Raw genomic sequence first — 23611 nt, 5'->3', positions numbered from 1 at the left:
GTGCGGTGGCCGTACACGAGCTGTTCCGGCGCAAACCCGTGGAACAGATCGAGGCCGTGGAGGGCGGCGGGCTCCAGAAGACCCTGGGCCTGTGGCAGCTGACCGCGATCGGCGTGGGCGGGATCATCGGCGCGGGCATCTTTTCGCTCGCGGGCGCGGTGGCGAACCAGACGGCCGGACCGGCCGTGCTGATTTCGTTCCTGGTGGCCGGGATCGCCAGCGCGGCGGCGGCGTTCTCCTACGCCGAGTTCGCCGGGCTGATCCCGCGCGCCGGATCGGCCTACACCTACGGTTACGCGGTGCTCGGTGAGCTGGTCGGCTGGCTCATCGGATGGGACCTGCTGCTGGAGTACACCGCGATCGTCGCCGTGGTCGCGATCGGTATCTCCGGCTACTTCAACGACCTGCTGGGTTTCCTGGACATCCACCTGCCACTGTGGATGTCCGGCGCGCCGGGCACCGAGCCGGAGGGCGTGGCCGCCGGTTCGTACAAGGTGAACCTGTTCGCGGTGCTGCTGTGCCTGCTGATCGCGTTCGTGCTGAACCAGGGCATGCGCTCGGCCGCGCGGTTCGAAACCCTGCTGGTGTACCTCAAGGTCGCGCTCGTGGTGCTGGTGGTCGTGGTCGGCGCGTTCCACATCAACACCGGCAACTGGTCGGACTTCTTCCCGTTCGGCGTCGGCGGCGCGTTCACCGGCGCGGCGACGGTGTTCTTCGCGGTGTTCGGCTACGACGCCATGTCCACCGCGGCCGAGGAGTCGCGCGACTCCCAGAAGCACATGCCGAAGGCGATCCTGTACTCGCTCGGGATCTCGATGGTGCTGTACGTGCTGGCGTGCCTGGTGCTGACCGGGATGGTGCCCTACACCGACATCGACTCGGAAGCCGCGTTCTCCAGCGCGTTCGAGTCGGTGGGGCTGCGCTGGCTCGGCGGGGTGATCGCGGTCGGCGCGATCCTCGGCATCCTGACCGTGTTGTTCACGTTCCTGCTGGGCGCGACGCGCGTCGGGTTCGCGATGAGCCGCGACGGGCTGCTGCCGAAGTGGTTCTCCGGCACGCACCCGGTGAAGAAGGTGCCGAGCCGGATGACGTGGGTCCTCGGCGTGGCGGCGGCGGTGATCGCCGGGCTGCTGCCGATCGGGGAAGCCGCGGAGCTGACCAACATCGGGATCCTGCTGGCGTTCGTGGTGGTGTGCGTGGCGGTCGTGGTGCTGCGGTACCGCCGTCCGGACCTGCCGCGCACGTTCCGCTGCCCATGGGTGCCGGTGGTGCCGGCGATCGGGGTGGCGTTCTCGATCTGGCTGATCACGTTCCTGCACCCGGAGACGTGGCTGCGGTTCGCGATCTGGTTCGCCATCGGGCTGGTGGTGTACTTCGCCTACAGCCGGCGGCATTCGAAGCTGGCGGATCACCACCAGAGGTAGACGTACCCGGGCGCCCCGGGCATGCCGGCGGCGCCACCGGCGCCGATCCCGCCCGGCGGCGCGCTCGGGATCACCCCCGCCGCGCCGGGCCGCTCCGCGGTGGCGTCGCTGCCGGGCGCGGCGAGGCCGGGCGAGGTGCCGCAGTCGGCGGTGCCTCCCCGGCCGGGCGCCTCGGCGGTCCCGGGCGCGCCACCACGGGCCACGACGAGCGCGGGGCTGCCGGCGACGCCCAGGCTGGAGTCGCTGCCCGGCGCCCCGGGAAGCCCGCCCACGCCGACGGTCACGGTGTACTCGGTGGCGGGGGTGACCGCGACGGAGCACCACGCCGCTCCCCCGCCACCACCCGCGGTACCCGGCGGTGGCGCTTCCGGTGACGGCGGCGCGTCCGGCGCTTCGGGGGTGCCCACGGGCGGTTTCGCGCCCCCACCGCCCGCGCCCCACAGGGCGACGAACACCGAGGTGACTCCCGCGGGCGCGGTGAACGTGCCGCTCACGGTAAAGGCCTGCTCCCCGTGCAGGGGTTCGGCCCCGGCCACCGGCGCGGCAGCCGTGATCAGGACAGCCGCCACGGCAACGGCTTTTCCGAACGCCATGCCCGAAAGGGTGCGCTCTCCAGCGCGGTCGCGCACTTCTTTCAGCCGATGGGGTGAGCTCGTCTGTCGGTAAAATACATGTGTGCGCACGCACGTATTTGAGGTACGCTGCGGCAGAACGGAAGGAGCACACGATGATCCCCTCGGTCGACGTCCCGCCCGGCGATCCGCGATTGCCCACCTCACCGGACGTGATCGTGGTCTATTCGGACCTGAACTGCTCGTTCGCCCACGTCGCCGTGCACCGGCTGCACGAGACGCGGGACCGGCTCGGTCTGACCGGCCGGGTGCGCTTCGACCACCGGGCCTTCCCGCTCGAACTGTTCAACCTCGGGGTCAACGAGCGGCCCGGGGTCGACTCGGAGGTCGCCGTGCTCGGTGCGCTGGAGCCGGACGCCGGGTGGCAGCTGTGGCAGGAGAAGGACTGGCGGTACCCGGTGACCATGCTTCCGGCGCTGGAGGCCGTGCAGGCCGCGAAGCACCAGGGCCTGCACGTTTCGGAGCAGCTCGACCGCGCGCTGCGGAAGGCGTTCTGGGCGCAGAGCCGGTGCATCTCTCTGCGCAACGTGATCCTGGACGTGGCGGCCGAGACCGGTGTGGTCGACGTGCCGGACCTGGCCGGACGGCTCGACCGGGGCGAGGCGCGCGCGGCGGTCATCGAGCAGTTCGAGTCGGCGCGCGACGACCGGGTCGTGTGCAGCCCCCACCTGTTCCTGGCCGACGGCACCAACGCGGCCAATCCCGGTGTCTCGGCGCGCTGGGTGAACGGTGACTTCGGCGTCGGCTTCCCGGTGATCGACTCCGACGAGCCGGACATCTACCGGACGCTGCTGGAGAAGGCGGCGAGCCTGGCGTGATCACCACCGCCGACGGCCTCCGGATGGTGGCCGAACTCGCCCGGCCGGAGCGCTGGCTCGCCGTGCTCGTGACCGCCCGGGCCGACGGGCGGCCCGGCGTCTCCGTGGTGAACGCGGGAATCCTGCCGCACCCGGTGACCGGCGAGACCGTGGTCGCGTTCGTGTCCCGCGGCCGCACCGCGAAGCTCGCCAACCTGCGCGAGCGTCCACACGCGACGCTGGTGTTCCGGTCCGGCTGGGAGTGGGTGTCGGTGTCCGGCCCGGTGGAACTGGCCGGCCCCGACGACGATCTGCCCGGCCTGCCGGACCCGCGCCTGCTGCTCCGCGACATCTACATCGCCGCCGGCGGGGTGCACCCGGACCTGGACGAATACGACCGCGCGATGGCCGAGGACCGCCGCACCGCGGTGCTCCTGCGGCCGGAACGCTTCACCACCAACCCACCTGGAACCGAGCACGAGGAACCGGAATGACCAACGCACCGTCCACCGTCCACCGTCCCGCGGCCGCCGCGGGCACCATCCAGGTCTGGTCGGACCTGCTCTGCCCGTTCGCGCACGTGGCCCTGCACCGCCTCCGGGTGGCCCGCGAGCGGCTGGGGCTGCAGGACCAGGTCCGGATCGACCACCACGCGTTCCCACTGGAACTGTTCAACGGTCCGCACCCGAGGCCGGGTACCGACAGCGAGGCCGTGGGTCTCGGCACGATCGAGCCGGCGGCCGGGTTCCGCCTGTGGACCGCGGCGGACTGGCTGTACCCGAACACCGTGCTGCTCGCCAACGAGGCGGTGGCCGCGGCCAAGGCGCAGGGGCTGGGGCCGGCCGAGGACCTGGACCGCGCGCTGCGACGGGCGTTCTGGGTGGACAACCGCACCATCGGCCATCGCACCGTCATCCTGGAGGTCGCCGCCGAGACCGGCACGGTCGACGTCGACGCGCTGACCGAGGCGCTCGACTCCGGCCGGCACCGCGCGGACGTGATGACCGACTACGCCATCGCGTGCACCGACGAGGTGACCGGCAGTCCGCACCTGTTCACGCCGGACGGTACCGGTGTGCACAACCCGGGCATCACCGTGCACTGGGAAGGCCCGTGGGCGTCCGGCTTCCCGGTCGTGGACGAGCACGACCCCGACTGGACCGAAACCCTGCTGAAGAAGGCCGCCGGGTAACGCCGGGGCCCGGGCCGGGAGGGCGCGAGCCGCGAGTCTTCGTATCGATCAGGAAGCCGACCGGGCGGGCAGGGCGGCGGAGGCGAGCAACGCGAGCTTCTCGGCGTCGCTGCTCCCGGCGTCGGCGTGGTACACCACGAGCATCATCCCCTCGGTGCCGGTGGTGACCTCGAGCTTTTCCCGGTACAGCACAAGACGGCCGACCTGCGGGTGGTCGAAGCGCATCATCGCGCCCTGCCGCGGCTGCACGTCGTGCCGCGCCCAGAGCTGCCGGAAGCGGGGGCTGGCGAGGGACAGCTCACCGACCAGCTCGACGAAGCGGGGGTCGTCGATGTCGGTGCCGACCGACTGGCGGAAGCCCGCGATCAGCGCTTCGGTGGCGGCCTCCCAGTCGGGGAAGAGGTCGCGCTCGCCCGGGTCGAGGAACACGTCACGCAGCCGGTTGGCGCCCGGGGTGAGGCGCGGCGAGAGCGCCGTGGCCAGGGCGTTGGCGGCGAGGACGTCCAGGTAGCGCCCCTCCACGAACGCCGGCAGCGGGAGCGTCCCGAGGAGCTGGACGATGCTGGGCGGCACGACCTCCTGCCGCGGCCGCCGCTTGCGCCGGGGCCGGTCGGCGGCGAGCCCGACCAGGTAGGCGGTCATCTCGTCGTCGAGCTGGAGCGCCCGGGCGATCGATTCGAGGACCTGCACCGACGGTTTGCGGTCGCGGCCCTGTTCGAGGCGCAGGTAGTAGTCGGCGCTGATGCCGGCCAGCATCGCGACCTCCTCGCGGCGCAGGCCGGGCACCCGGCGCACGCCGTGGACGGGGAGCCCGGCCTGTTCGGGGGTGACGAGTTCGCGGCGGGCGCGGAGGTAGTCGCCCAGCAGGTTCCGATCGTCGGCCACGTTCCCACGGTAAGCCGCCGGGCGGGGACCGTGCCTGGTCCTGTCATCCCCAGTCGGGCACGAACACGTTCGTTACCATCGCCGGATGTCCACCAGCCCGGAACCGGTCAGCCGTCGTGATCGTCCCGCCAAACCCGCGCTCAGCCGGCGCTGGATCATCGACACCGCGGTGCGGATCATGCGCTCCGAGGGGCTGGAGAAGGTGACCATGCGCCGCCTGGCGAAGGAGCTGGACACCGGCCCGGCCTCGCTGTACGTCTACGTCGCCAACACCGCCGAACTGCACGCGGCCGTGCTCGACGCGCAGCTCGGCCAGGTCGACCTGGCCGCCGAGACCGCCGGGCCCGGCTGGCGGGACCAGCTCGTCGCCGTGCTCACCTCCTACACCCTCGTCCTGTTCGAGCACCCGCAGCTCGCCCGCTCGGCTCTCGTGGCCCGCCCGAACGGCCCGAACTACCTCGCCCTCCTCGAGCGCGTCCTGCAACTCCTCGCCCGCAGCGGCGCGCCCCGGCAGCAGGTCGCCTGGGGAGTCGACAACCTGCTCCAGTACGCCACAGCCACCGCCGCGGAGCACGCGACGCAGGAGCAGGACCCGAACGCCGAGCGCGACTGGCATGCGCTCAGCCGGGCCGTGCACGAAGTGGACGAGAGCACCCACCCGGCGATCAAGGCGCACCTGCCCGAGCTGCTCACCGGTGCGGAAGACCGTCTGACCTGGGGTTTCCACGTGCTGATCAACGGGATCACGCACACCCCGCTCCCGTAGCGGCCTCGCGCCGCCGCCTCCCTCGCCACGCTTCACCTTTGCCGAACTCGTTCGTGACGAACATGTTCGCTACGCTGGACGTGTCGCCGCACCCGAGGCATTGGAGAAGGCCGTGAGCAGCCACCACCCCATCGCGATCATCGGTGCAGGTCTGGGCGGTCTCACCGCCGCCAGGGTCCTGCACGTCCACGGCATCGAGGCAGCCGTGTTCGAACTGGAGACGTCAGCGAGGGCACGCACCCAGGGCGGAATGCTCGACATCCACGAGGAGAGCGGGCAGGACGCGCTGCGGGCGGCGGGCCTCCACGACGAGTTCCGCAAGATCATCCACGAGGGTGGCCAGGCCCTGCGCCTGGCCGGCCCGGACGGCACCGTCCACGTGTCCCACCCGGACGACGGCACCGGCGCGCGGCCCGAGGTGGACCGCGGCGACCTGCGTGACCTGCTCCTCGGCTCACTGCCGGACGGCACGGTCCACTGGGGCCGCAAGGTCACCGCGGCCCGCGCGCTGGACGGCGGACGCCATGAAGTGACCTTCGCCGACGGCTCCGCCACCACCACCGATCTCCTCATCGGCGCCGACGGGGCCTGGTCGCGGATCCGGCCCCTGGTCTCGGCCGCCGAGCCCGCCTACACCGGCATCTCGTTCGTGGAGACCGACCTGCTGGACGCCGACAGCCGTCACCCGCGCAGCGCCGCCGTCGTCGGCGGCGGGCTGTTCCTCGGGCTCGGCGACGAGCGGGGTTTCCTCGCCCACCGCGAGACCGACGGCAGCCTGCACGTCTACGCCGCGGTCAAGGCCGGCGAGGACTGGCTGGACACCATCGACTTCACCGATCCCGCGGCGGCCAAGGCCGCGGTGCTGTCCCGGTTCGACGGCTGGGACGAGGGCCTGCGCGGCCTGATCGCCGACGCGGACACCATCGCGCCGCGCCGCATCCACGCGCTGCCGGTCGGGCACCGCTGGGACCGCGTCCCGGGCGTGACCCTGCTCGGCGACGCCGCCCACCTGATGTCGCCGTTCGCCGGGGAGGGCGCGAACCAAGCCATGCTGGACGGCGCCGAACTGGCGCTGGCGATCGCCGCCGACCGCGGTGACGCCGAGAAGGCGCTGACCGCCTACGAGGAGGCGCTGTTCCCGCGCAGCGCGGCCATCGCCGCCGAATCGGCCGCCAGCCTGGAAACCCTGTTCGGCGGGCGCGGACTGGAGGAGATGATCGCGTTCTTCACCGCGCGGTGACCCCGTCCCGCCCGGGTCAGCCTTCCGCGGCCAGGTGGATCAGCCCGGCGTCGGTGGGGCGGAAGCCGCAGGCGTCGAAGTAGAAGCGGCGCAGCTCCGGCCGGAAGTCGACGTGCAGCCACTCGCAGCCCGCCGCCCGTGCCTGCTCCGCCGCCAGGCGGACGACCGCGGTGCCGATCCCGCGGTGCTGGTGCGAGCCGCGAGTCTTCGTGTCGATCAGGAAGGCGTGGTCGCCACCGTCCCACGCCACGTTCACGAAGCCGACCAGGACCCCGTCAGCGTCACGGGCACCCACCCAGCCGAGGCTGTGCTGCCGGACCTGGCTCCACCAGCCGGGAACGGAGTTGCCGCCGTGCGACCGGACGAGGTCGACCATCTCGTCGTCGGTGATGGTGTCCCGCCAGACGCACGAGATCTGTTCGCTCACTCCGCAGCATCTCCCCCGAAACCAACGGCCTGCCGGCGACTCCGCCGGCAGGCCGTGTGAGTGGGCGATACTGGGATCGAACCAGTGACCTCTTCGGTGTGAACTATGTCCGCGATACCGCGCTGACCTGCAAAAACACGACTCCTGCAGGTCAGCGCGGAGCGTTCAGGGCTGTTGGGCCTCGTTCCGGACGGTTCAGCGCGCGGTCCTGCTCCCATCTTGCTCCCCACGGTGCTCCCCGTCTGGGCATCGAACACCACAACCACCTCACCCAATTAACCGAAGAAGATGCTCGATAGGCCTCGCCGGCAACGTGACCCTCGGTGATCAGGGGGCAGAACCAGGACCGCGGAGCTACTCAGCAAGCCTCGGCACCCCACCAATTGCCCACATGGGACAGCCGCAACGGTCCCAGCCCAACCCGCCGCCACGACAACGCGAGTAGGCACGGCGCTCCAAGGTTCACTCCTCGTCGGCCGCCAGTTGAGGTCATACACACTCACACGACCCCCACACTGCCAGTGTGGTGCACTAACCCGCCTGACCTGCGACTTTGGAGAAACCGCAGGTCAACTGGGGCAGTCTGGGGCAGTTCAGTGACGTTCGATACCGATGAACGCGGCTGTAAGCGGGGCCATGCCCCAGCTTTGCCCCAGGGGCAGGCAGCATGAACCGGGACGCAGCTGACGATTGGGTCCAGCTACACCCCGAGGTGACTGGTTGAACTGCTCCCCATCGAGAGGCTGTACTAGCCCCGAACGGGGCCGCAACGGTACGACGAGTTCAACCGGCACGTCTTCGGGCTTGCAAAGACGGTCAGTCGGGGAGGCGGCGAAGGATCAGCGAAGGCAAGTCGACCGCGCCGAGAACATCTCCGCTTGGTGGCTAGCGGGCCCTGACACGTATCAGCCGACAACCAGCGCGACAGCAGCTCGGGCATCTCAATCTGCGGTGCGCAGTTGGACGGGACTTAAGCTCCTACTAGCACGTTGCTGCACACGAGGCTGTCCAGCGTGGAGAAAGGTTCCCGATCGACACGCGTGGCGGCCGTCGTCTGCACCTGAGCCAGACAACGGCCGCCACTACAACCACGTTGCCTATTTCCTACCGCGTATCCGGTCCCACATCTTGACCACCAGCCCGAGGCCAAGCAGAACTGCGCACCCGATGGTCGCGAAGATCACAGCGAAGATCGGATTGTGCAACACGAAGGGAAGGGCTACTCCGAAGGGCACGAGCCAGCAGGTCGCGACGACGAGGACGATGTCGCGAAGGTGTTCGCGGCTGATCCGTTTCAGCGGATCCTCCAATTGTGTCGCGTGCGCAGTAGGGCTCGGGAAACGCGAATATGGCGTGCGACTGCTCGCATGTTCCCTCTGGAGCGCACGAACCGCTTCCCTAGTGCCCCGAATGATAGACCAGCCCGCGCCCCCACAGCGCCCCGGAATCCGGAGAGAGCGCCCTTGGCCATCCAGCCAATCACCCGGCGGCGCGTGATGGGTTCGTGTCGTAGTTGCGCGACTGCGGCGTGGCCTGCGCCGCTGGCGGCAGCACCGATGACTGCTCCCGCGATGGCGACACAACCAAAACCTGCGGTGCCAGCACAGACGGCCGCCGCTCCGACGGTCGCCACGATTGGAACGGCGAACGACACGATTTGGTGAGCGTGAGCGCGAGCGAAGTTTCCTACCGCCTTCGCGGCGGAGCTGAGCCAGGACCACCACAAGCCGTCGAGGTCCGTCTTGTTGATGGGGTCGCCAGTGACGTAGTCGTAATCGTTAGCCGAACCACCTTCCTGCGGATCGATGGACAGGAATCGGCCGAGCTGCGGGCTGTACGGGCGAGCACCCATCTGGACAATGGCAAGCCCCTGAGCGTGCTCGTACGGGCGTTCGTGCTCGCCGAGCCAGCCGTAGTCCATCGAGCCGGGTGAGTTGTCCGGCACGTTCTGCGGGTCGACGGCCCCGGCAGCCGTCAACGGCTGGCCGTAGGGGTCGTAGGTACGCAAGTCGCCGACCTGGTGACCGGCCGCGTCGGTGGTCAGGACCAGGTCGCCACGGATGGTCGGGTGGTCGTACGTCGGCGTGAAGGCCCCACCATTGCTGACCTTGCTGGTGAACAGCACGCCGCCCGGCAGAGTGAGAGTGAGCGAGGTCAGCCGGTTGTCGCCGTCCAGGGTGAGGTCGGCAGTATCGCTGTCACCCGTGTAGCCGTAGCGCGTGACGGTGTTGTTGTCACAGTTGAGCGGGTCGCGGCGGATGATTCGGTTGGCCGCGTCACGGGTGTAGACGACGTCAGCGTTCAGTGCGAGGTTAGGGCTCACCATTCGGGCGCTGATGTTGCGGTCGGAGCCGTCCCACTTCAGCGTGGTGACGGTGCCGTCCGCGGCGGTCCAGCTGGTGGTGTTGCCGTCGGCGTCGTAGGCGACCTTGGTCAGCGCGGTGGCGCCTTCGGTGGCCAGGAGCCGGTCGGCGGCGTCGTAGCAGTAGCGGGTCTCGGCGGTGCCGGATGCGGTTTGGTCGAGCAGCCGCATGCGGTTGGTGTTGAGGCCGGCGTTGGCCTGGGTGCCCGTCGGGCAGGTCGCCGAGGCGGTCGAGGTGTAGTCGTAGGTGTAGTGGTGCCCGGCGACGTAGGCCTCAGTCAGGCGTCCGACGCCGTCGTAGATGTAGTTGGGTGCATTCGGTCTGGCATCCACGCCGACGAGGGATTCGTCGATGATCGTGCCGGCTGAGGTGCGGCCGACCTGGCTGACGATGTCCTTTCCGTCGCTGGTCTTCCAGCCCAGGCTGGTGAGCCGGGCGGCGTAGTCCTTCGTCACCGTGGCGAGTGAGGTGCCGTTGCCATAGGCGACGGTGGCCAGTTCGCCAGCGTTGTCGTAGGTGACCGTGGCTACGGTGGCGCTGTCCAGCTTCTGGGTGAGCACCCGTCCGGCGTCGTCGTAGGTGAACGACAACGTCCTGGGCGCGTCGGCCGCGTTCGGCGGTGTGATGGTGCTCGAGGTGGCGCGCCCGACCTGGTCGTAGGTGGTCGTGGTGCGCACGCCGTTGGCGTCGGTGTAGGCGACATCGCGGCCGAGCAGGTCCACGGTCGTGGTGATGGTGCCCTTGTCGTCCGACACCGACGTGGTGAGCGGGTCGCCGCCGACGGCGTAGTTGTGCGTCACCGTGCGTGCGGGGGCGTCGGCCGAGGCGGGGACGCGCTCTTCCAGCGGCCGGTCGCGGACGTCGTAGGTGGTGCAGGTCCAGGCGCCGCCGGTGGCTTCGGCGATCACCCGCCCGGAGGCGTCGTAGACCTGCTCGTCGACCCGGGCGGGACCGGATGCCGGGGTGGTGGAGGTGGTCAGCTTGGGCATGCCGCCCTGGTTGACCGCGGGGCTGCCCGCGACGCAGGGGTTGGCCCGGGTCTCGGTGTCGCCGTAGTAGGTGTAGGCGGTCTTGGCGCCGGTGGCCATCGTCTTGCTGGTCTTGCGCAGATAGCCAGTGCCCGGTGCCTCGTAGCTGACCGACCCGGCGATCTTGAGGCCGCCCGGGTTGCCCTGGCCGGACGACGCCAGCCCGTAGACCGGGTCGAGACCGTTTTCGTCGAAGCGGGTGGTGCCGACCTTGTCCTGGACGCCGTCGGACTCGCTGGCGGTGGTGGAGGTGGTCAGGCCGTAGCGCGGCTTGAGCTGGGTGCCCGGCACGGCCTCCTGCACGCCGGACGGGGTGGTCCAGTGCAGCTCGAGTTGCGCGGTCAGGTCGTACTCGTAGTAGTCGACCCGGATCCGCTTGGCTGCGCCAGGGACGTCGTTGTGGACGACGCCGGTGCGCCATGCGGGGGTGGTGTTGCGCCAGTCGTCGATGACGATCTGGTCGTCGATCCACACCCGCACGCCGTCGTCGGCGAGCACGCGGAGCGTGTAGTCACCGGCGGCGGGGAACACGATGTCGCCGGTGGCGCGCAAGGAGAAGTGGTCCGCGGGGATGCCCGTGGTCGGGGCGTCGTTGTTCCAGTTCTTCACCAGCTGCCCGCCGGGGCTGCCAATACCCGTGGTGTAGACCTTGGGCGCGGCGGAGAGGCTGTCGTTGTCGTAGTAGGCCACCGACAGGCCGTTGATGCCCTCGTCGTAGCCGGTGTGGCCGTGGGACATACCGGCGCAGGTGCCGTTGGGCAGCTGTCCGGTGAAGCACGACGCGGGCGCCGGGCCGTAGGAGTCGGTGGCCCGGTCGGCGTAGTCGTAGACCGTGGTCGACTTCCGGCCCGCCGGGTCGGTGGTGGACAGCGGCAGGTCCTTGACGCTCCACTCCTGGGTCGAGGTCTTGCCCGCGGCGTCGGTGGTGGACAGGGTGCGGTCGGCCTCGTCGTAGGTGACCTTGCTGGCGAAGCCGATCGCCGGATTCAGCCCCGCGGTGTCGGTGAAGGTCTGGCGGTTGGCGGGGTCGTACCGGTAGGACGTCTCCGGCCGCGGCTGCCCCGGTGCGGGCTGCGGTTCGGTGACCTTGACCGCCTTCGGCTTGCCCGAGGTCTTGTCGTAGTCGATCTTGGTCATGACGTCGAAGTTGGTGTACCGGGTGGCCGGGTCGACGGCCACCCAGTCGTTGACCAGCGGCGAGCGCTGGTAGGTCAGCAGGCCGTCGGCGTCGTAGCCGAAGTCGGTGTCCGCCGAGCCCGGGTCCTCGATCCGGGCGAGCCGGCCGTTGGAGTACCAGATCAGGGTTTCGGTGCCGTCCCAGTACGAGATCCGGCACAGCATCTGCGAGGGCGCGACCGCGTCGGCCCCGACCGGCGGGGTGAGGCCGTGGTAGCAGTCGTCACCGCTGCGGTTGTAGTGCAGCACGTGCGCCCGTCCGGAGACCGGGTCCTTGATCTGCACCAGGCGGGACGGCGTGCCGTCGTAGATGTTCTGCAGGGCAGCGGGTTTGCGTGAATCGATTGAGGAGGCTTGGGTGTCGAGTTTGCCGTCGGAACGGAAGGTGAACACGTCACCGCCGTCGCTCAAGGTGACCCGGCCGGCGTTGTCCAGCGCCAGCACGCCGTCCTCGCCAGTGGGCGGGGTGTAGCCGCCGGTGGACTTCTTGGTCCAGGTGTGCTTGGCGCCGGTGGCGTCGGTGAGCACGATGTTCTGGTCGGTGACCTTGGCCTCGGTGTAGCTCGAGCCGTCACCGTCGAGGTCGGCCGACATCGTCCAGCCCTTGGGCAGAGCCGGCAGGTCGGAGGTGGACAGCCAGTCGGCCGGCACGATCTGCGGCGGCACCGTGGTGTTGTCATCGGTGCGCGTGAACAGCCGCATCCTCGCGAGACCGACGCCCTCGGCGAGCTCGATCTTGAGCGGCAGGCGCTGTCCGGCGGTCATCGCCACGCCGGTGGACTGGGTCCAGTTGACGTCGCTGACGCCGGTGACGTCGTAGACCTTGCTGCCGTTGAGCCAGATCACGGCGCCGTCGTCGTGCACGGCGGCGAACTGGTAGGTCCCATTCGCCGGGGCCTGGAAGTAGCCCTCCCACCGCACGACGAACCAGTCCGGCGCCAGCGCCGGGGCGAACGGCGACGCGTCGCCCCAGTCGACGTTGACCTGCGGTTCGGTGCGCACCAGCACCGGCTGCTGGGCGTCGTTGATCAGCCCGTTGTGGGACAGGTCGGCGTAGTACGAGGCGCGCAGGCCTTTGGACTCGGTCTGCTGCGAGTTGTAGGTGAAGCTGATGCCGGCATTACCGCCGACGGTGTTGAAGGTCGGGGTCTGCTCGGCGGTGGAGACGTTGCCGTTGGCAAGATTGACGGTGACCGGCCCGGCCTCGTCCGTCGGCGAAGGGCCATGGTCGCCGATGCGCTGGTCGATCTTGAAGTGGCCGACCCAGGTCGGCGTGATCGTGGTGCTGCCGCTGTAGGTCATCGCCTGCCAGGTGTAGGCGACGCCGTCCTGCAACACCCCGGCCGGGACCGTCCAGGTCGGGGTGGACAGGCAACCGGAGTCCACGACCACGCCCGACTTGGCGTCGGCGCCGGTGGCCACGCGGAAGCAGTAGGTGACCGGGTCACCGTCGGGATCGGTCACCGGTTTGACCGCAAGAGTGGGGGTGAGCGAGGTCGAGACCGTGCCGTCGGCCGGGCTCACCAGAGTCGCCGCCGGGGCGGGGGTTCCGGTGTCGACGATGAGGGTGGCGTTGAGGTTCTTGTAGGTCCAGATGCCGGCGTTCTCGGCGCCGATCATCATGAAGAACACCGAGCCGTCGCGGGCGTTGACCCGGTCGCGGATGAAGCCGGTCAGGCCCTCGCCGGAGAAGCTGCCGACGTCGCCCACCAGCGCACTGGCCATGTAGCCGCCGACGCCGTTGAAGTTGAAGCCGGAGGCGTGGTAGAGGTTCGCGTTCCAGGTCTTCACCGAGCCGACGACGCTCGTGTTGCGGGAGAGGTCCATGCGCGCGCCGACCACGGTCTTGCCGAACAGCGGTGTGTAGTCGACGTGGAAGACGCTGCGGTTGTAGGTGTCGCCGTTGGCCTGGCTGTTGCCGATGCGCAGACCGCAGGCGTCACAGTTGTAGCCGTCGGAGCGGTAGGCGTGGCTTTCGGTGACGCCGTAGGTGAAGGTCGGGTCGATGGAGACCGGGTAGACGCGCTTGGGGTCGTTGAGCCAGGCGGGATCGACGGCGACGGTGAGCCACCAGTCGGCGCCCGCGCGCTCGAGGTGATAGGTGCCGCCGGTCATGGCCGGGGCGGTCTCGCCGTTGCCGGCCGAGTCCCAGGTCTCGATCGGCGGCAGCACGATCTTCGCGGTGCCGCTCTCGTCGGCGAGGGTGATGGCGCCGTTGCGCTCCAGGCGCGGGGTCAGTCCGCCGGTGTTCAGCTTGAACCGCCACGACGAGCGGCCATCGGCCGGCGGGCGCTTGAGCTTGATGGTCTCCTTCACCGCGCCGGGCGTGACCTCGTAGTCGAGGTCCGTGCCGGGCGCGACCTCGGGATAGGTGACCGAGTCGCCCTGCACCTGCGCCTGCGCGGGCGCAGCCTGGTCCAGAGCCAGGCTGGCGGTCTTGCCACCGGACTCGACCTGCAGCACGGCCGGGTCGCTGGCGGTGGTCGCCAGCGACGGGCTCAGCGGATGGTCGTCCGCGTCCGCACGGTGGGTCGCGGCGTCGCGCGAGAGCGCGGTGTCGACCGGCTGCCAGGCACCGGTCTCGTCCTGCACGTTCAGCGGCTGGTTGGACTGCTGGATGGAGTGGGTGCCGTCCGGGTTGAGGTACTCAGTGACGAACATCGACCGCGAGATCGGTGTGGACCGCTGCGGGTCGAAATGGCTTCCCGCTCCCCCGTCGTGACGTGACTGGGCGGCGAAGTTCGCCGTGGAGGGAGCATCCGGGGCGTCGGGAGCCGCCGGCGCCGACGCCACCAGCGGAACCTCACGCGGATCGACCGGCGTCGGCGCCGCCGCACTCGCCGGCGTCGGCGAGATTTCGACACCCCACACAACCAGGGTGCAGATCAAGATGAACTGGACAAATCTTACCCAGCGATTCTTGCTGACATTTCGGGACAGCGAGAACAAAGCCAGTACCTCCCCTAAGCGGCACGACGACCCCTCGACGCGCCGACCGGACCGCGGCGCCCACGACACCACGGCGACACGCAGATCCGTTGCCTCGCAGCAGCTCCGCGCCGGACGGAAGGTTCAGACCCGCCGTCCAGTTCTCAGCATCGCTTAAGGAAGGCGTTCTCGTTACAGGACGAATTGAGGCATGGATCACCATTGCCAAGAAGAGCAGGTGGAGCTATGAGCACAGACCGCAATAGGCCATCAGGGCGATGACAAAAGGGACGAAATAGCGCTTTCCATCCCGGGCGGTAACGGAATCGGAGAACTGTCGATACGAGTGCGGGCCCGAGCAAGCACGGGGAGGAACAGGTGTCACGGTTGCGACAGGCGTGCGTCATCGCGGTGTCTGTGCTCGTGTCGATGGCAGCGACAAGTGCTCAGGTGTCCGCGACGACGCCGGGCTTGGACGTGAGCCACCACCAGGGCGCGGTCGACTGGTCCGCGGTCGCCGGGGCTGGAGCGAAGTTCGCGTTCATGAAGGCCACCGAAGGAACCACCTACACCGACCCCCAGTTCACGGCCAACTACTCCGGCTCGGCCAACGCCGGACTCCGCCGCGGCGCCTACCACTTCGCGCTGCCCGACCGCTCCGGCGGCGTGGCGCAGGCGCTGTTCTTCCTCGATCACGGAGGTGGCTGGGTCGCCGACGGGCACACGCTTCCGCCGGTGCTCGACATCGAATACAACCCTTACGGCACCGCCGACTGGGCAGGCTGGTGCTACGGCCTCACCACCACCCAGATGTCCGCGTGGATCGCCGACTTCGCCACGACGGTGCACGACCGCACGAACCGCTGGCCCATCATCTACACGACCACCGGCTGGTGGAGCCACTGCACCGGCAACGACAGCGGCTTCGGCAACGACCCCCTCTGGATCGCGCCGAGCAACTCCGACGCCGGAGGCGCGCCCACCATCCCGGCGAGCTGGAGCGAGTACACCTTCTTCCAGTACGCCACCTCCGGCACCTTTCCCGGCGACCAGGACTGGTTCAACGGCACACCGGAACAACTCGCCGCGTTCGCGACCGGTGACGAGCCCGACAAGCTCCAAGCCCACTACAGCGCGCTCGGCGGCGCCGCCTCCCCACTCGGAAACGTGTCCGGCGGCGAGTACACGGTCGCCGGCGGATGGGCGCAGAACTACGACCACGGCACCATGTACTTCCGGCCCAGCACCGGCGCCTGGTCCGTGCGCGGCGCCATTCTCGGCCACTACCAGAACCTCGGCGGCCCCGGTGGCCTGCTGGGCTTCCCGCTCACGGACGAAACCCCGGTCGACGGCGGCAGCTACAACGATTTCGCCGGTGCCGATAGCGCCTCCATCTACTGGAGCACCGCCACCGGAGCGCGGTCGGTTCACGGCCAGATCCGCAGCACCTGGCTGGCCCGCGGCGGAACCCAGGTCCTCGGCTTTCCCACCACCGACGAGTCGACCACGCCCGACGGAGTGGGCCGGTACAACCACTTCAACGGCGCCGGCGGCGCATCCGTCTACTGGACACCCAGCACCGGCGCCCATTCCGTGCAAGGACAGATCCGGTCCCGCTGGGCCGCACTCGGCTGGGAAACCGGAGCCATGGGCTACCCGGCCACCGACGAGACGGCGGCACCGGACGGTGTCGGCCGCTACAACCACTTCTCCAAAGCCGCGTCCATCTACTGGTCCCCCACCACCGGCGCCTGGTCCGTCTACGGCGCCATCCGCGACACCTGGGCCTCACTGGGCTGGGAACGCAGCGCGCTCGGCTACCCGACCAGCGACGAGTACGCCGTGACCGGCGGGCGGCGCACGAACTTCCAGCACGGCACCATCGCCTGGGACAGCGCGACCGGCCGCACGCAGGTGGCGTATTCGTGATCAGACGCCGGCACGCGTGGCTCCCAGCTCTGCTCCTCGGCGCCATCATCTTCATCGTCGCGGCCCCCGGCGACGCGGAACCGGCCGCGCATGACGCTGGGCTCGTCCAGGACCTGCGCACCGACTCGGTCCGCGGAACAGACGCCGAGGTTACGCAGTTCGCACACTCGATCTGCGCGGCCATAGCCGGCGGCATCACCCCACGCACCATCGTCAGCGAGCTACAGGACCGCGGGTACTCGCCGGTGCAGGCCGTGCGGATCGCGTCCCGTTCGATGAAGGCGTTCTGCCCCCAAACGTCTCAGGAGCCGCTGGGTTCGACGCGGTAGAGCGCATCACCACTGGCCACGACCACGCTCAGTCCCGTCGCACCTGGAGCGGCCACGGCCCGCCAGCCGGGCCACGCCAGATCCGGCCGGGCGACGTTCGTGACACCACCACCGACGATCGTCCCGGCCGCATCGGTCACGAGCACGCAATCCGGAACCTGCCCCTGGACCAGCGCCCAACCCGAGATCACGGTGTCACCCGCCAACACCGAGGTGTCGACGACCCCCTTGGTGGTTCCCGCATCCGCCGGACCGGGCAGCACCGGCACGGCGGTGAGGTCCAGGGACTGGCCGAGCTGATGAGCACAACCGAGGCTGAAATCATCCGTGAACGGATACGCGCCCAACGCCCGCGCGGCCGGTATCGCCGACGGCTCGATCTGCATCGCGGTGAGCGTCTCCCGAGCCTCGACCCGCAACGCCACCGCCGCCAGACCCAGCGACGCATAATTCGCCCGCGCCTGGTCCTGAGTCCCGCCGCCGATCGCATGCGTGACCAGCCCAAGCGTGACCACCGCGGTGACGACATACCGCTGCGGGAGCGCCGGCCGTGCCACGACCACCAGCACCAACAACGCGCACGTCGCCAGCGCGCCAGCCAGACCGTACCGGCCCAACAGCCCCACGTTGCCACCCGCGACCGCTACCGTCGTCGAGCGGCCCAGCGCCACCAATCCGGCCAGCAGCAGTGCATACACCGCCAGGGCGATCCAACCCGCCACCGGCGCGGCCTCCCGGGTCCTGCGGAACGCGGGCAGAGTGAGCAACACCAGCGCCGCAACGGTGGCGCCACCGGCGATCACCGCCACCACCGGCGTGTCCACCGCCCACAACCCGCCCAGCGCCGCACCGAAAACCGACAACCGTCGGTCCGGATCGATCGCCGTCGTCGCCAGCGACTGCGGCCCCGCCGGCTTCGTCAGGAACCACGCCGCCACCACCAGCAGCCCGGCCAGCAACGGGGTGACCACCCGCCCAATCCGCTCGCCCCGCAACCAGGTGGCCACCGCGACCGCGAACCACACCGGCAGCCCCGCGCCGAAGCACAGGCAGGCCACCAACGCCGCACCCCAGGCCCACCACACCTGCCCACGGTGCGCGGCCGCCACCGCCACGACCCCGCAAACGACCGCCGGCACCCAGCTGATGCCGTTCGTGCCCTGCAACCACAGCTCCGCCAGGTGCGAGGACAACAGCAGCCACGCGAATCCGGCCGTCAGGGCGGCCTTGATCACAGGCGGCACTGTGGACGGCACCATCCCCCGGAGCAGAAGCACCGCGCAGGCCAGCAGCAGCACCGTCAGGACAGTCAAAACCCTGTTGTCGCCGCCGAACCACCCCGCATCGGCCCAGAACAGCAATGACGGGACCGCGAAGGGCTGGTCCAGGTGGTAGGTCAGCACCTGCCCCGGCACCAGCGAGCCGTCATCCGAGGTGATCTTCGCGAGCACGTGCCAGTAGTCGAGCAACACGTGCAGCCGCGAGGTACGCGCCGCAGTCCACAACGCCAAGCCGACCGGCACCACCGCGAGCACCGTCAAGACAACGACGGGGACGCGCTTCGTCAACTTGGCCTGTGGTCCGGCGCTCTTGCCGACAACGGCGGCATCCAACCTCACGGTTTGCTCCCGACTTCCGGAGAATGGTCGCGACGAACCCTATCTGCCGCACACGTGGGGCCTGGCGGGACCTGTCGAGCAGACGGCTGCGGGCGCCGTCACCGGATGGCGACGGCGCCCGCGCTCACGACATCGTTACTTTCGGTTTGAGGGCCGCCGGGCGGCGAGGCTGAAGACCGCCACCGCGACGACCGTGTACACCACGGCTGATACCAGGCCGAGGTACCTGAGGACGAGAGCGTTGCCGACTACGACCGCGATGACCAGGGCCACCTTCGCCGCAATCCGGACACCGTGCACTGTCTCCTGCCTCTCGCCTGTCAATACGACGCCCAAATCCCGATGCCGCATCCTACGATGAACCCAATCGGCCCTCCGGCCTTGGCTGCTCGGGCCGCGTTTCGGAGCAGCCATTTCGCCGATGTGTATCCGCCTGGCCCGCCACCGAACAGGCAGCCGCTCACAACCTTCTTAACCACTGACATCGGGATGGGGTTGTATTTCCTGGTCGAGCCTGAGCCAGGGCCGTAAGGGCAACTGAGGTGGTGGCCGCAGTTGTACTTCGTTCGACCGGGCCGTCCTACACGTGAGCAGTACTTGTAGGAGGCCTTGTACGATGCGCGGGTCACGACGTACTTGCGACTGTATCTCGGCTTGGCCCAGCGCCAAGACTTCTTGTAGCTGTAGCGCCACGAGTACTTGTAGCGATACCAGCGGCTCTTGGCTCGGTAACGGGCATGCCCGTCGAGATCGGTGGCGTTCACGGGGTCACCGGCGACGTAGTCGTAGTCGTTGGCGGATCCGTCTTCGACCGGGTCTACGGACAGAAAACGACCCAATGCCGGCAGGTAGGGGCGCGATCCCATCTGCACGATCGCTAGCGCACCGGCATGCTCATAGGGCCGTTGGTGCTGCCCAAGCCATCCGTAGTCAAGCTGCCCAGCCTGGTTGTCTGGCACGTTGTCGTTATCGACGGCCCCGACAGCGGTCAGCGGCTCGCCGAACGGCGTGTACGTGCGCAGATCGCCGACCTTGGCGCCGGTGGCGTTTGTGGTGAGGCTGAGGTCCCCACGGATGGTGGGGTGCCCCCACGTAGTAGTCGTCGGCGTTGTGTCGTTACGCAGGGTGTACAGGACGCCGCCGGGAAGGCTGATCGATCGGGTGAGCAGCTTCTTGGCGGCGTCGAGTGCAAGGTCCGCCGAGTCACCGTCTCCGGTGTAGGAGTAGAGGACATCGGTAACGTCGTCGCCCTGGGTGGCGCCGCGGCGGGTGATGCGATCGGTGGCGTCCCGGACGTAGGCGACGTCGGCGGGGTCGGCGCCGGTGGTGCGAGCCGTGAGGTGTCGGTCCGCGGTGTCCCAGCCGAGGTAGGTTGTCGAGCCTCCGTTGGTGAATGCGGTCGTGTTGCCACGGTTGTCGTAGGTGATGCTGGTGATCGGGTTCGCTCCGGTGGTGGCCAGGATGCGGTCCGCGGCGTCGTAGCAGTAGCCGGTCTCGACTGTTCCGCTCGATGTTTCGTCGAGCAATCGGACGCGGTTGGTGTTCAGGCCGGCGTTCGCCTGTGTCCCGGTCGGGCAAGCAGCCGGGGCCGGTGAGGTGAAATCGTAGGTGTAGTGGTGTCCGGCGACCCAGGCTTGGGTCAGCCGTCCTGCGGCGTCGTAGAGATAGTTGGGGGCGTTGGGTCGTGGGTCGACACCGCCGAGTGCTTCGTCGATGATCGTTCCTGATCTTGTCCGGCCGACCTGCGACACGATCTGGGCGCCGTCACTGGTCGCCCAGGTCAGGGATGTGGCTCGCCCGGCCGGGTCTTTACCGATGGCCGTGAGGGCACTGCCATTGCTGTAGGCGACGGATTTGAGCTCACCAGCCGCGTCATACGACGCGGTGGCCAGAGTCGTCCCTGCCAATGTGAGTGTGAGCAGACGGTTCGCATCGTCATAGGTCATCACCGAGATCTGCGCCGGGTCAGCCGGCGGGACCACCTTCACCTGAACGGAACGACCTGCCTGGTCATAGGTGGTCTCGGTGCGTGTGCCGTGGACGTCGGTGTAGGCCACGACCCGCCCGAGGAGGTCCACCGTGGTGGTAACGACGCCGAACTCGTCCGTGATCGACGTAGTCAGCGGGTCCCCGCCGACGGCGTAGTTCGTTGTCACCGTGCGAGCGCCTGCGGTGGCGTTGGCCGGGTGGGTCTGCTGCACCACCCGGTCACGGGCGTCGTAAGTGGTGCACGACCATTCGCCGCCCGTTGCCTTGGCGATGGTGCGTCCGGACGCGTCGTAGACCTGTTCGTCCACCCGCGGGTTGCCGGACAGGGGCGCTGGGCCGGTGGTCAGCTTCGCCATGCCTCCCTGATTGATCGCCGGGCTTCCCGGAACGCAGGGGTTGGCCCTGGTTTCGGTGTCGCCGTAGAAGGCGTAGGTCGTGGTTGCGCCGCTGGGCATGCTCTTCGACGTGGTGCGCAGGTAGCCCGTCCCGACCGCTTCGTACCCGCTGCGGCTGGTCAAGGCCAGCCCCGAGGGGTCGGTTGTGGTCCCCGCTGGTGCTGAGTAGACGGGGTCAAGTCCGGTAGCCGCGTACTGCGTGCTTTCGGTCTTGTTCGGCACACCATCGGACTCGTCTGTGACTGTCGAAGTGGTCAGGCCGTAGCGAGGTTTGAGTTGGCTGCCGGGCACTGCCTGCTGGACTCCGGAGGGAGTCGTCCAGTGCAGCTCGAGTTGGGCGTTGTTGTCGAACTCGTAGTAGTCGATCCGGATGCGCTTGGCAGCACCAGCCGCAGGACTGTTGACGGTGGCCTGCCTCCAGACTGCGGCGGTGTTGCGCCAGTCGTCGATGATCAGCTGCTCGTCGATCCAGACACGCACACCGTCGTTGGCCAGGACGCGGAGGGTGTAGTTGCCTGCCTGGGGGAACAGGATGTCTCCGGTGGCGCGCAGCGAGTTGTGATCAACGGGGATGCCGGCTGCCGCCCCGGCCAGCGGTGACCACATCGGACGCGCCGTTGACCCGGACGACGGCGCGGCGTCGAGTGCGCAACCGTGACGGTGAGAAGCAGCGTCTGGATCGCATCGCCGCCCGAGAGGGCGCCCGAGCCAGGCTGATCACGGACGTGCAGAACATCACCGAGCCCGCCGTGACCCCGCCAGAGGCCCAGGAAATCTTGGAACAGGCACAGGCGTGGACGGCATGGGGTGCGCTGGCGCTGCACCGTTACCTCGACCAGCATCCCGACGCGCTGCATGTCCCGCCGTCGGACTGTCCGCTGGCGCTGGCCCGGCTTTTGGACCTGCTGGCCGCCGCAGGCCACCCGGTCAACGCACCAGCGTGCTCGATCTGTGGCCGTTCCGATCGACTGCTGGAATGCCGCAGCCCGGACGGTCGATGCTGCAACTGGTGCAAGCACAAGACAAAAGTGCACACCTGCGCTCGGTGCAGGCAGGAGGCCCACGTCGTCACCCGCCGCCCGGAAGGACCGATCTGCCGACGCTGCTACGCCACCGACGAGGACCTGTTCGAAGAGTGCGTCGAGTGCGGGCGTCGCCGCCGACCGACCAAGCGACGAGCCGACGGCGGCGCCTAGTGCGAGTCGTGCGCTCCCAAACTCACCCGCCAATGCAGCCGATGCGGTAATCACCGCCGAACGGCGGCCGTCACGGAAGACGGCCCGGTCTGCCATAGCTGTTACCAGCGTCCGCCACGACGTTGCGGGATCTGCGGACAAATCCGCCCGATCCGCATCCGAGCGGTCGGCGACCTGCCAGACCGGTGCGCTCAGTGCTACCGGCAGACCGGCCGGTGTGTGGTCTGCGGTCGGGTCCGGCCGGGCAGTGGCTTCGGTGGCCGTGGCGGGGCTTTCCATTGCACTGCCTGCCGCCCTCGCCGATCTGGCCAGTGCCATGACTGCGGTCAGACCGCCCAGTTGTATGGAGACTGGCCCCGCGGCTCGGTCTGCTTCCGCTGCGCCTTCCACCACCTGCGCAACCCCGCCCGGTGCCCGCGATGCGCCCTCGTGCGAGTCTTGGTCGGCCGCAGCGACAACAACGAGGACATCTGCGGACCATGCGCAGGATCCACAGTGGACTTCACCTGCCGCGAGTGCGGCCGGCCCGGCAGGCTGCACGCCGACGGCTGCTGCGCCCGCTGCGTCGTCGCCCACCGCGTCCACGACCTGCTCAGCGACCACGATGACGTTGTTGCACAACAACTTCAGCCGCTGGCGCAGGCACTGACTGCCGCCTCGAATGAGTACTCGGTCTTGAACTGGCTCTACTACCACCCAGCGGCAACCTTGCTGGCTGATCTGGCCGCCGCGCCCGTCGAGATCACCCACGCCCTGCTGGACGGCTTGCCGCCCACCCGCAGCACCCGCTACGTCCGCGACGCGCTCATCGCCACTGGCGCCCTGCCCCCACGGGCCGAACACCTCAACCGGTTGGAAGCCTGGGCCGACCGCACGATCGACCGGCTGCCCAAACCTCAGCAGCGGATCATCCGCCCCTTCGCCGAATGGCACGTGATTCGCGACGCCCGCCGACGCGACGCCTGCAACCGATACACCGAGGCCGCCGCAGCCCACGACCGCACCGACATCCGCGCCGCCATCAGGTTCCTGGACTGGCTCGACGCCACCGCAACCACGCTCGACACGCTGGCCCAAGAGCAGCTCGACCACTGGTTGGACACCAACCCGACCCAACGCAGGGAACTCGCCTCCTTTCTGCGCTGGGCCAGCCAGCGCCGACTCACCACCGGGTTGGAGTTCCCAGCCAGTAAGAACAGCTTGCCGATCCACTTTCAGACCGAAGAGCAGTACCGTCGACAACTGCGCCGCTGCCTCAACGACGACAGCCTCCCGCGCGAGGTGTGAATCATCGGA

General features: G+C 69.1%; 16 protein-coding genes. 10 read left to right on the top strand and 6 right to left on the bottom strand.

Annotated features, from left to right (window positions below):
• Positions 1–5: 5 nt before the first annotated feature.
• Positions 6–1424 carry an amino acid permease gene (locus tag L1857_RS11770; protein ID WP_094008774.1) on the top strand — a complete coding sequence of 473 codons (1419 nt, stop codon included), beginning with the start codon at positions 6–8 and terminating at the stop codon, positions 1422–1424.
• Here L1857_RS11770 and L1857_RS11765 read toward each other — a convergent pair.
• Entirely contained in the window at positions 1409–2017 is a 609-nt protein-coding gene (locus tag L1857_RS11765; protein ID WP_205413375.1) for a glycine-rich domain-containing protein, read from the bottom strand. The genes L1857_RS11770 and L1857_RS11765 overlap by 16 nt on opposite strands.
• Positions 2018–2151: 134 nt before the next feature.
• Between L1857_RS11765 and L1857_RS11760 the strand changes: the two genes are divergently transcribed.
• The 3 genes from L1857_RS11760 to L1857_RS11750 are packed head-to-tail and all read left to right on the top strand — an operon-like array spanning position 2152 to position 4045.
• Entirely contained in the window at positions 2152–2874 is a 723-nt protein-coding gene (locus tag L1857_RS11760) for a DsbA family oxidoreductase (RefSeq protein ID WP_094008772.1), read from the top strand.
• Positions 2871–3347 carry a TIGR03618 family F420-dependent PPOX class oxidoreductase gene (locus tag L1857_RS11755; protein ID WP_346009503.1) on the top strand — a complete coding sequence of 159 codons (477 nt, stop codon included), beginning with the start codon at positions 2871–2873 and terminating at the stop codon, positions 3345–3347. Before L1857_RS11760 ends, L1857_RS11755 begins: the two co-directional genes overlap by 4 nt.
• Positions 3344–4045: a DsbA family oxidoreductase gene (locus L1857_RS11750; RefSeq protein ID WP_094008771.1), complete on the top strand. Its 702-nt coding sequence runs from the start codon at positions 3344–3346 to the stop codon at positions 4043–4045. Before L1857_RS11755 ends, L1857_RS11750 begins: the two co-directional genes overlap by 4 nt.
• Before the next feature lie 48 nt (positions 4046–4093).
• Here L1857_RS11750 and L1857_RS11745 read toward each other — a convergent pair whose 3' ends face one another.
• A complete protein-coding gene (locus tag L1857_RS11745) occupies positions 4094–4930 on the bottom strand; it encodes a helix-turn-helix domain-containing protein (RefSeq protein ID WP_249465068.1) in 837 nt (278 codons plus the stop codon).
• Positions 4931–5015: 85 nt separating this feature from the next.
• On the opposite strand from L1857_RS11745, the gene L1857_RS11740 reads away from it, so the two are divergent.
• Both L1857_RS11740 and L1857_RS11735 read left to right on the top strand, forming a co-directional pair.
• Entirely contained in the window at positions 5016–5696 is a 681-nt protein-coding gene (locus L1857_RS11740; protein ID WP_094008769.1) for a TetR/AcrR family transcriptional regulator, read from the top strand.
• 112 nt (positions 5697–5808) lie between these two features.
• Entirely contained in the window at positions 5809–6936 is a 1128-nt protein-coding gene (locus L1857_RS11735; RefSeq protein ID WP_094008826.1) for an FAD-dependent oxidoreductase, read from the top strand.
• Positions 6937–6952: 16 nt separating this feature from the next.
• Here the strand turns inward: L1857_RS11735 and L1857_RS11730 are convergent, their stop codons facing one another.
• Together L1857_RS11730 and L1857_RS11725 are read right to left on the bottom strand one after the other, a co-directional pair.
• Complete coding sequence (locus tag L1857_RS11730; RefSeq protein WP_425266788.1) at positions 6953–7363, bottom strand: GNAT family N-acetyltransferase; 411 nt, start codon at positions 7361–7363, stop codon at positions 6953–6955.
• Between the two features lie 1294 nt (positions 7364–8657).
• Positions 8658–14879 (bottom strand): PA14 domain-containing protein, encoded by a 6222-nt coding sequence (locus L1857_RS11725; protein ID WP_275895924.1) that lies wholly within the window; start codon positions 14877–14879, stop codon positions 8658–8660.
• Positions 14880–15287: 408 nt separating this feature from the next.
• Here L1857_RS11725 and L1857_RS11720 point away from each other — a divergent pair, with 408 nt between their 5' ends.
• Positions 15288–16787, top strand: coding sequence for a GH25 family lysozyme (locus tag L1857_RS11720; RefSeq protein ID WP_116113737.1), 1500 nt, complete (start codon positions 15288–15290; stop codon positions 16785–16787).
• Positions 16784–17116: a DUF732 domain-containing protein gene (locus tag L1857_RS11715; protein ID WP_158224486.1), complete on the top strand. Its 333-nt coding sequence runs from the start codon at positions 16784–16786 to the stop codon at positions 17114–17116. Before L1857_RS11720 ends, L1857_RS11715 begins: the two co-directional genes overlap by 4 nt.
• Here L1857_RS11715 and L1857_RS11710 read toward each other — a convergent pair.
• Together L1857_RS11710 and L1857_RS11705 are read right to left on the bottom strand one after the other, a co-directional pair.
• Positions 17089–18735: a DUF2079 domain-containing protein gene (locus L1857_RS11710; RefSeq protein WP_162831213.1), complete on the bottom strand. Its 1647-nt coding sequence runs from the start codon at positions 18733–18735 to the stop codon at positions 17089–17091. The two genes, L1857_RS11715 and L1857_RS11710, sit on opposite strands and share 28 nt — an antisense overlap.
• A gap of 320 nt (positions 18736–19055) precedes the next feature.
• On the bottom strand, positions 19056–21725 hold the full coding sequence (locus tag L1857_RS11705) for a PA14 domain-containing protein (RefSeq protein ID WP_116113707.1): 2670 nt from the start codon (positions 21723–21725) through the stop codon (positions 19056–19058).
• Positions 21726–21763: 38 nt separating this feature from the next.
• Here L1857_RS11705 and L1857_RS11700 point away from each other — a divergent pair, with 38 nt between their 5' ends.
• Together L1857_RS11700 and L1857_RS11695 are read left to right on the top strand one after the other, a co-directional pair.
• Positions 21764–22315: a hypothetical protein gene (locus tag L1857_RS11700; RefSeq protein WP_162831212.1), complete on the top strand. Its 552-nt coding sequence runs from the start codon at positions 21764–21766 to the stop codon at positions 22313–22315.
• 495 nt (positions 22316–22810) lie between these two features.
• On the top strand, positions 22811–23602 hold the full coding sequence (locus L1857_RS11695) for a hypothetical protein (RefSeq protein WP_116113705.1): 792 nt from the start codon (positions 22811–22813) through the stop codon (positions 23600–23602).
• Positions 23603–23611: the final 9 nt, after the last annotated feature.

Source organism: Amycolatopsis thermalba (assembly GCF_023376025.1).
GTDB lineage: Bacteria > Actinomycetota > Actinomycetes > Mycobacteriales > Pseudonocardiaceae > Amycolatopsis_E > Amycolatopsis_E thermalba.
Note: the sequence above shows the minus strand (reverse complement) of the source record. Positions and strands in the feature narration are given on the sequence as shown.

Bases quoted from the DNA above. Each gene is read 5' to 3' on its own strand.
- L1857_RS11765 (WP_205413375.1), bottom strand. From the start codon at position 2,017: ATGGCGTTCGGAAAAGCCGTTGCCGTGGCGGCTGTCCTGATCACGGCT.
- L1857_RS11760 (WP_094008772.1), top strand. From the start codon at position 2,152: ATGATCCCCTCGGTCGACGTCCCGCCCGGCGATCCGCGATTGCCCACC.
- L1857_RS11750 (WP_094008771.1), top strand. From the start codon at position 3,344: ATGACCAACGCACCGTCCACCGTCCACCGTCCCGCGGCCGCCGCGGGC.
- L1857_RS11740 (WP_094008769.1), top strand. From the start codon at position 5,016: ATGTCCACCAGCCCGGAACCGGTCAGCCGTCGTGATCGTCCCGCCAAA.
- L1857_RS11720 (WP_116113737.1), top strand. From the start codon at position 15,288: ATGGCAGCGACAAGTGCTCAGGTGTCCGCGACGACGCCGGGCTTGGAC.
- L1857_RS11705 (WP_116113707.1), bottom strand. From the start codon at position 21,725: ATGTGGTCACCGCTGGCCGGGGCGGCAGCCGGCATCCCCGTTGATCAC.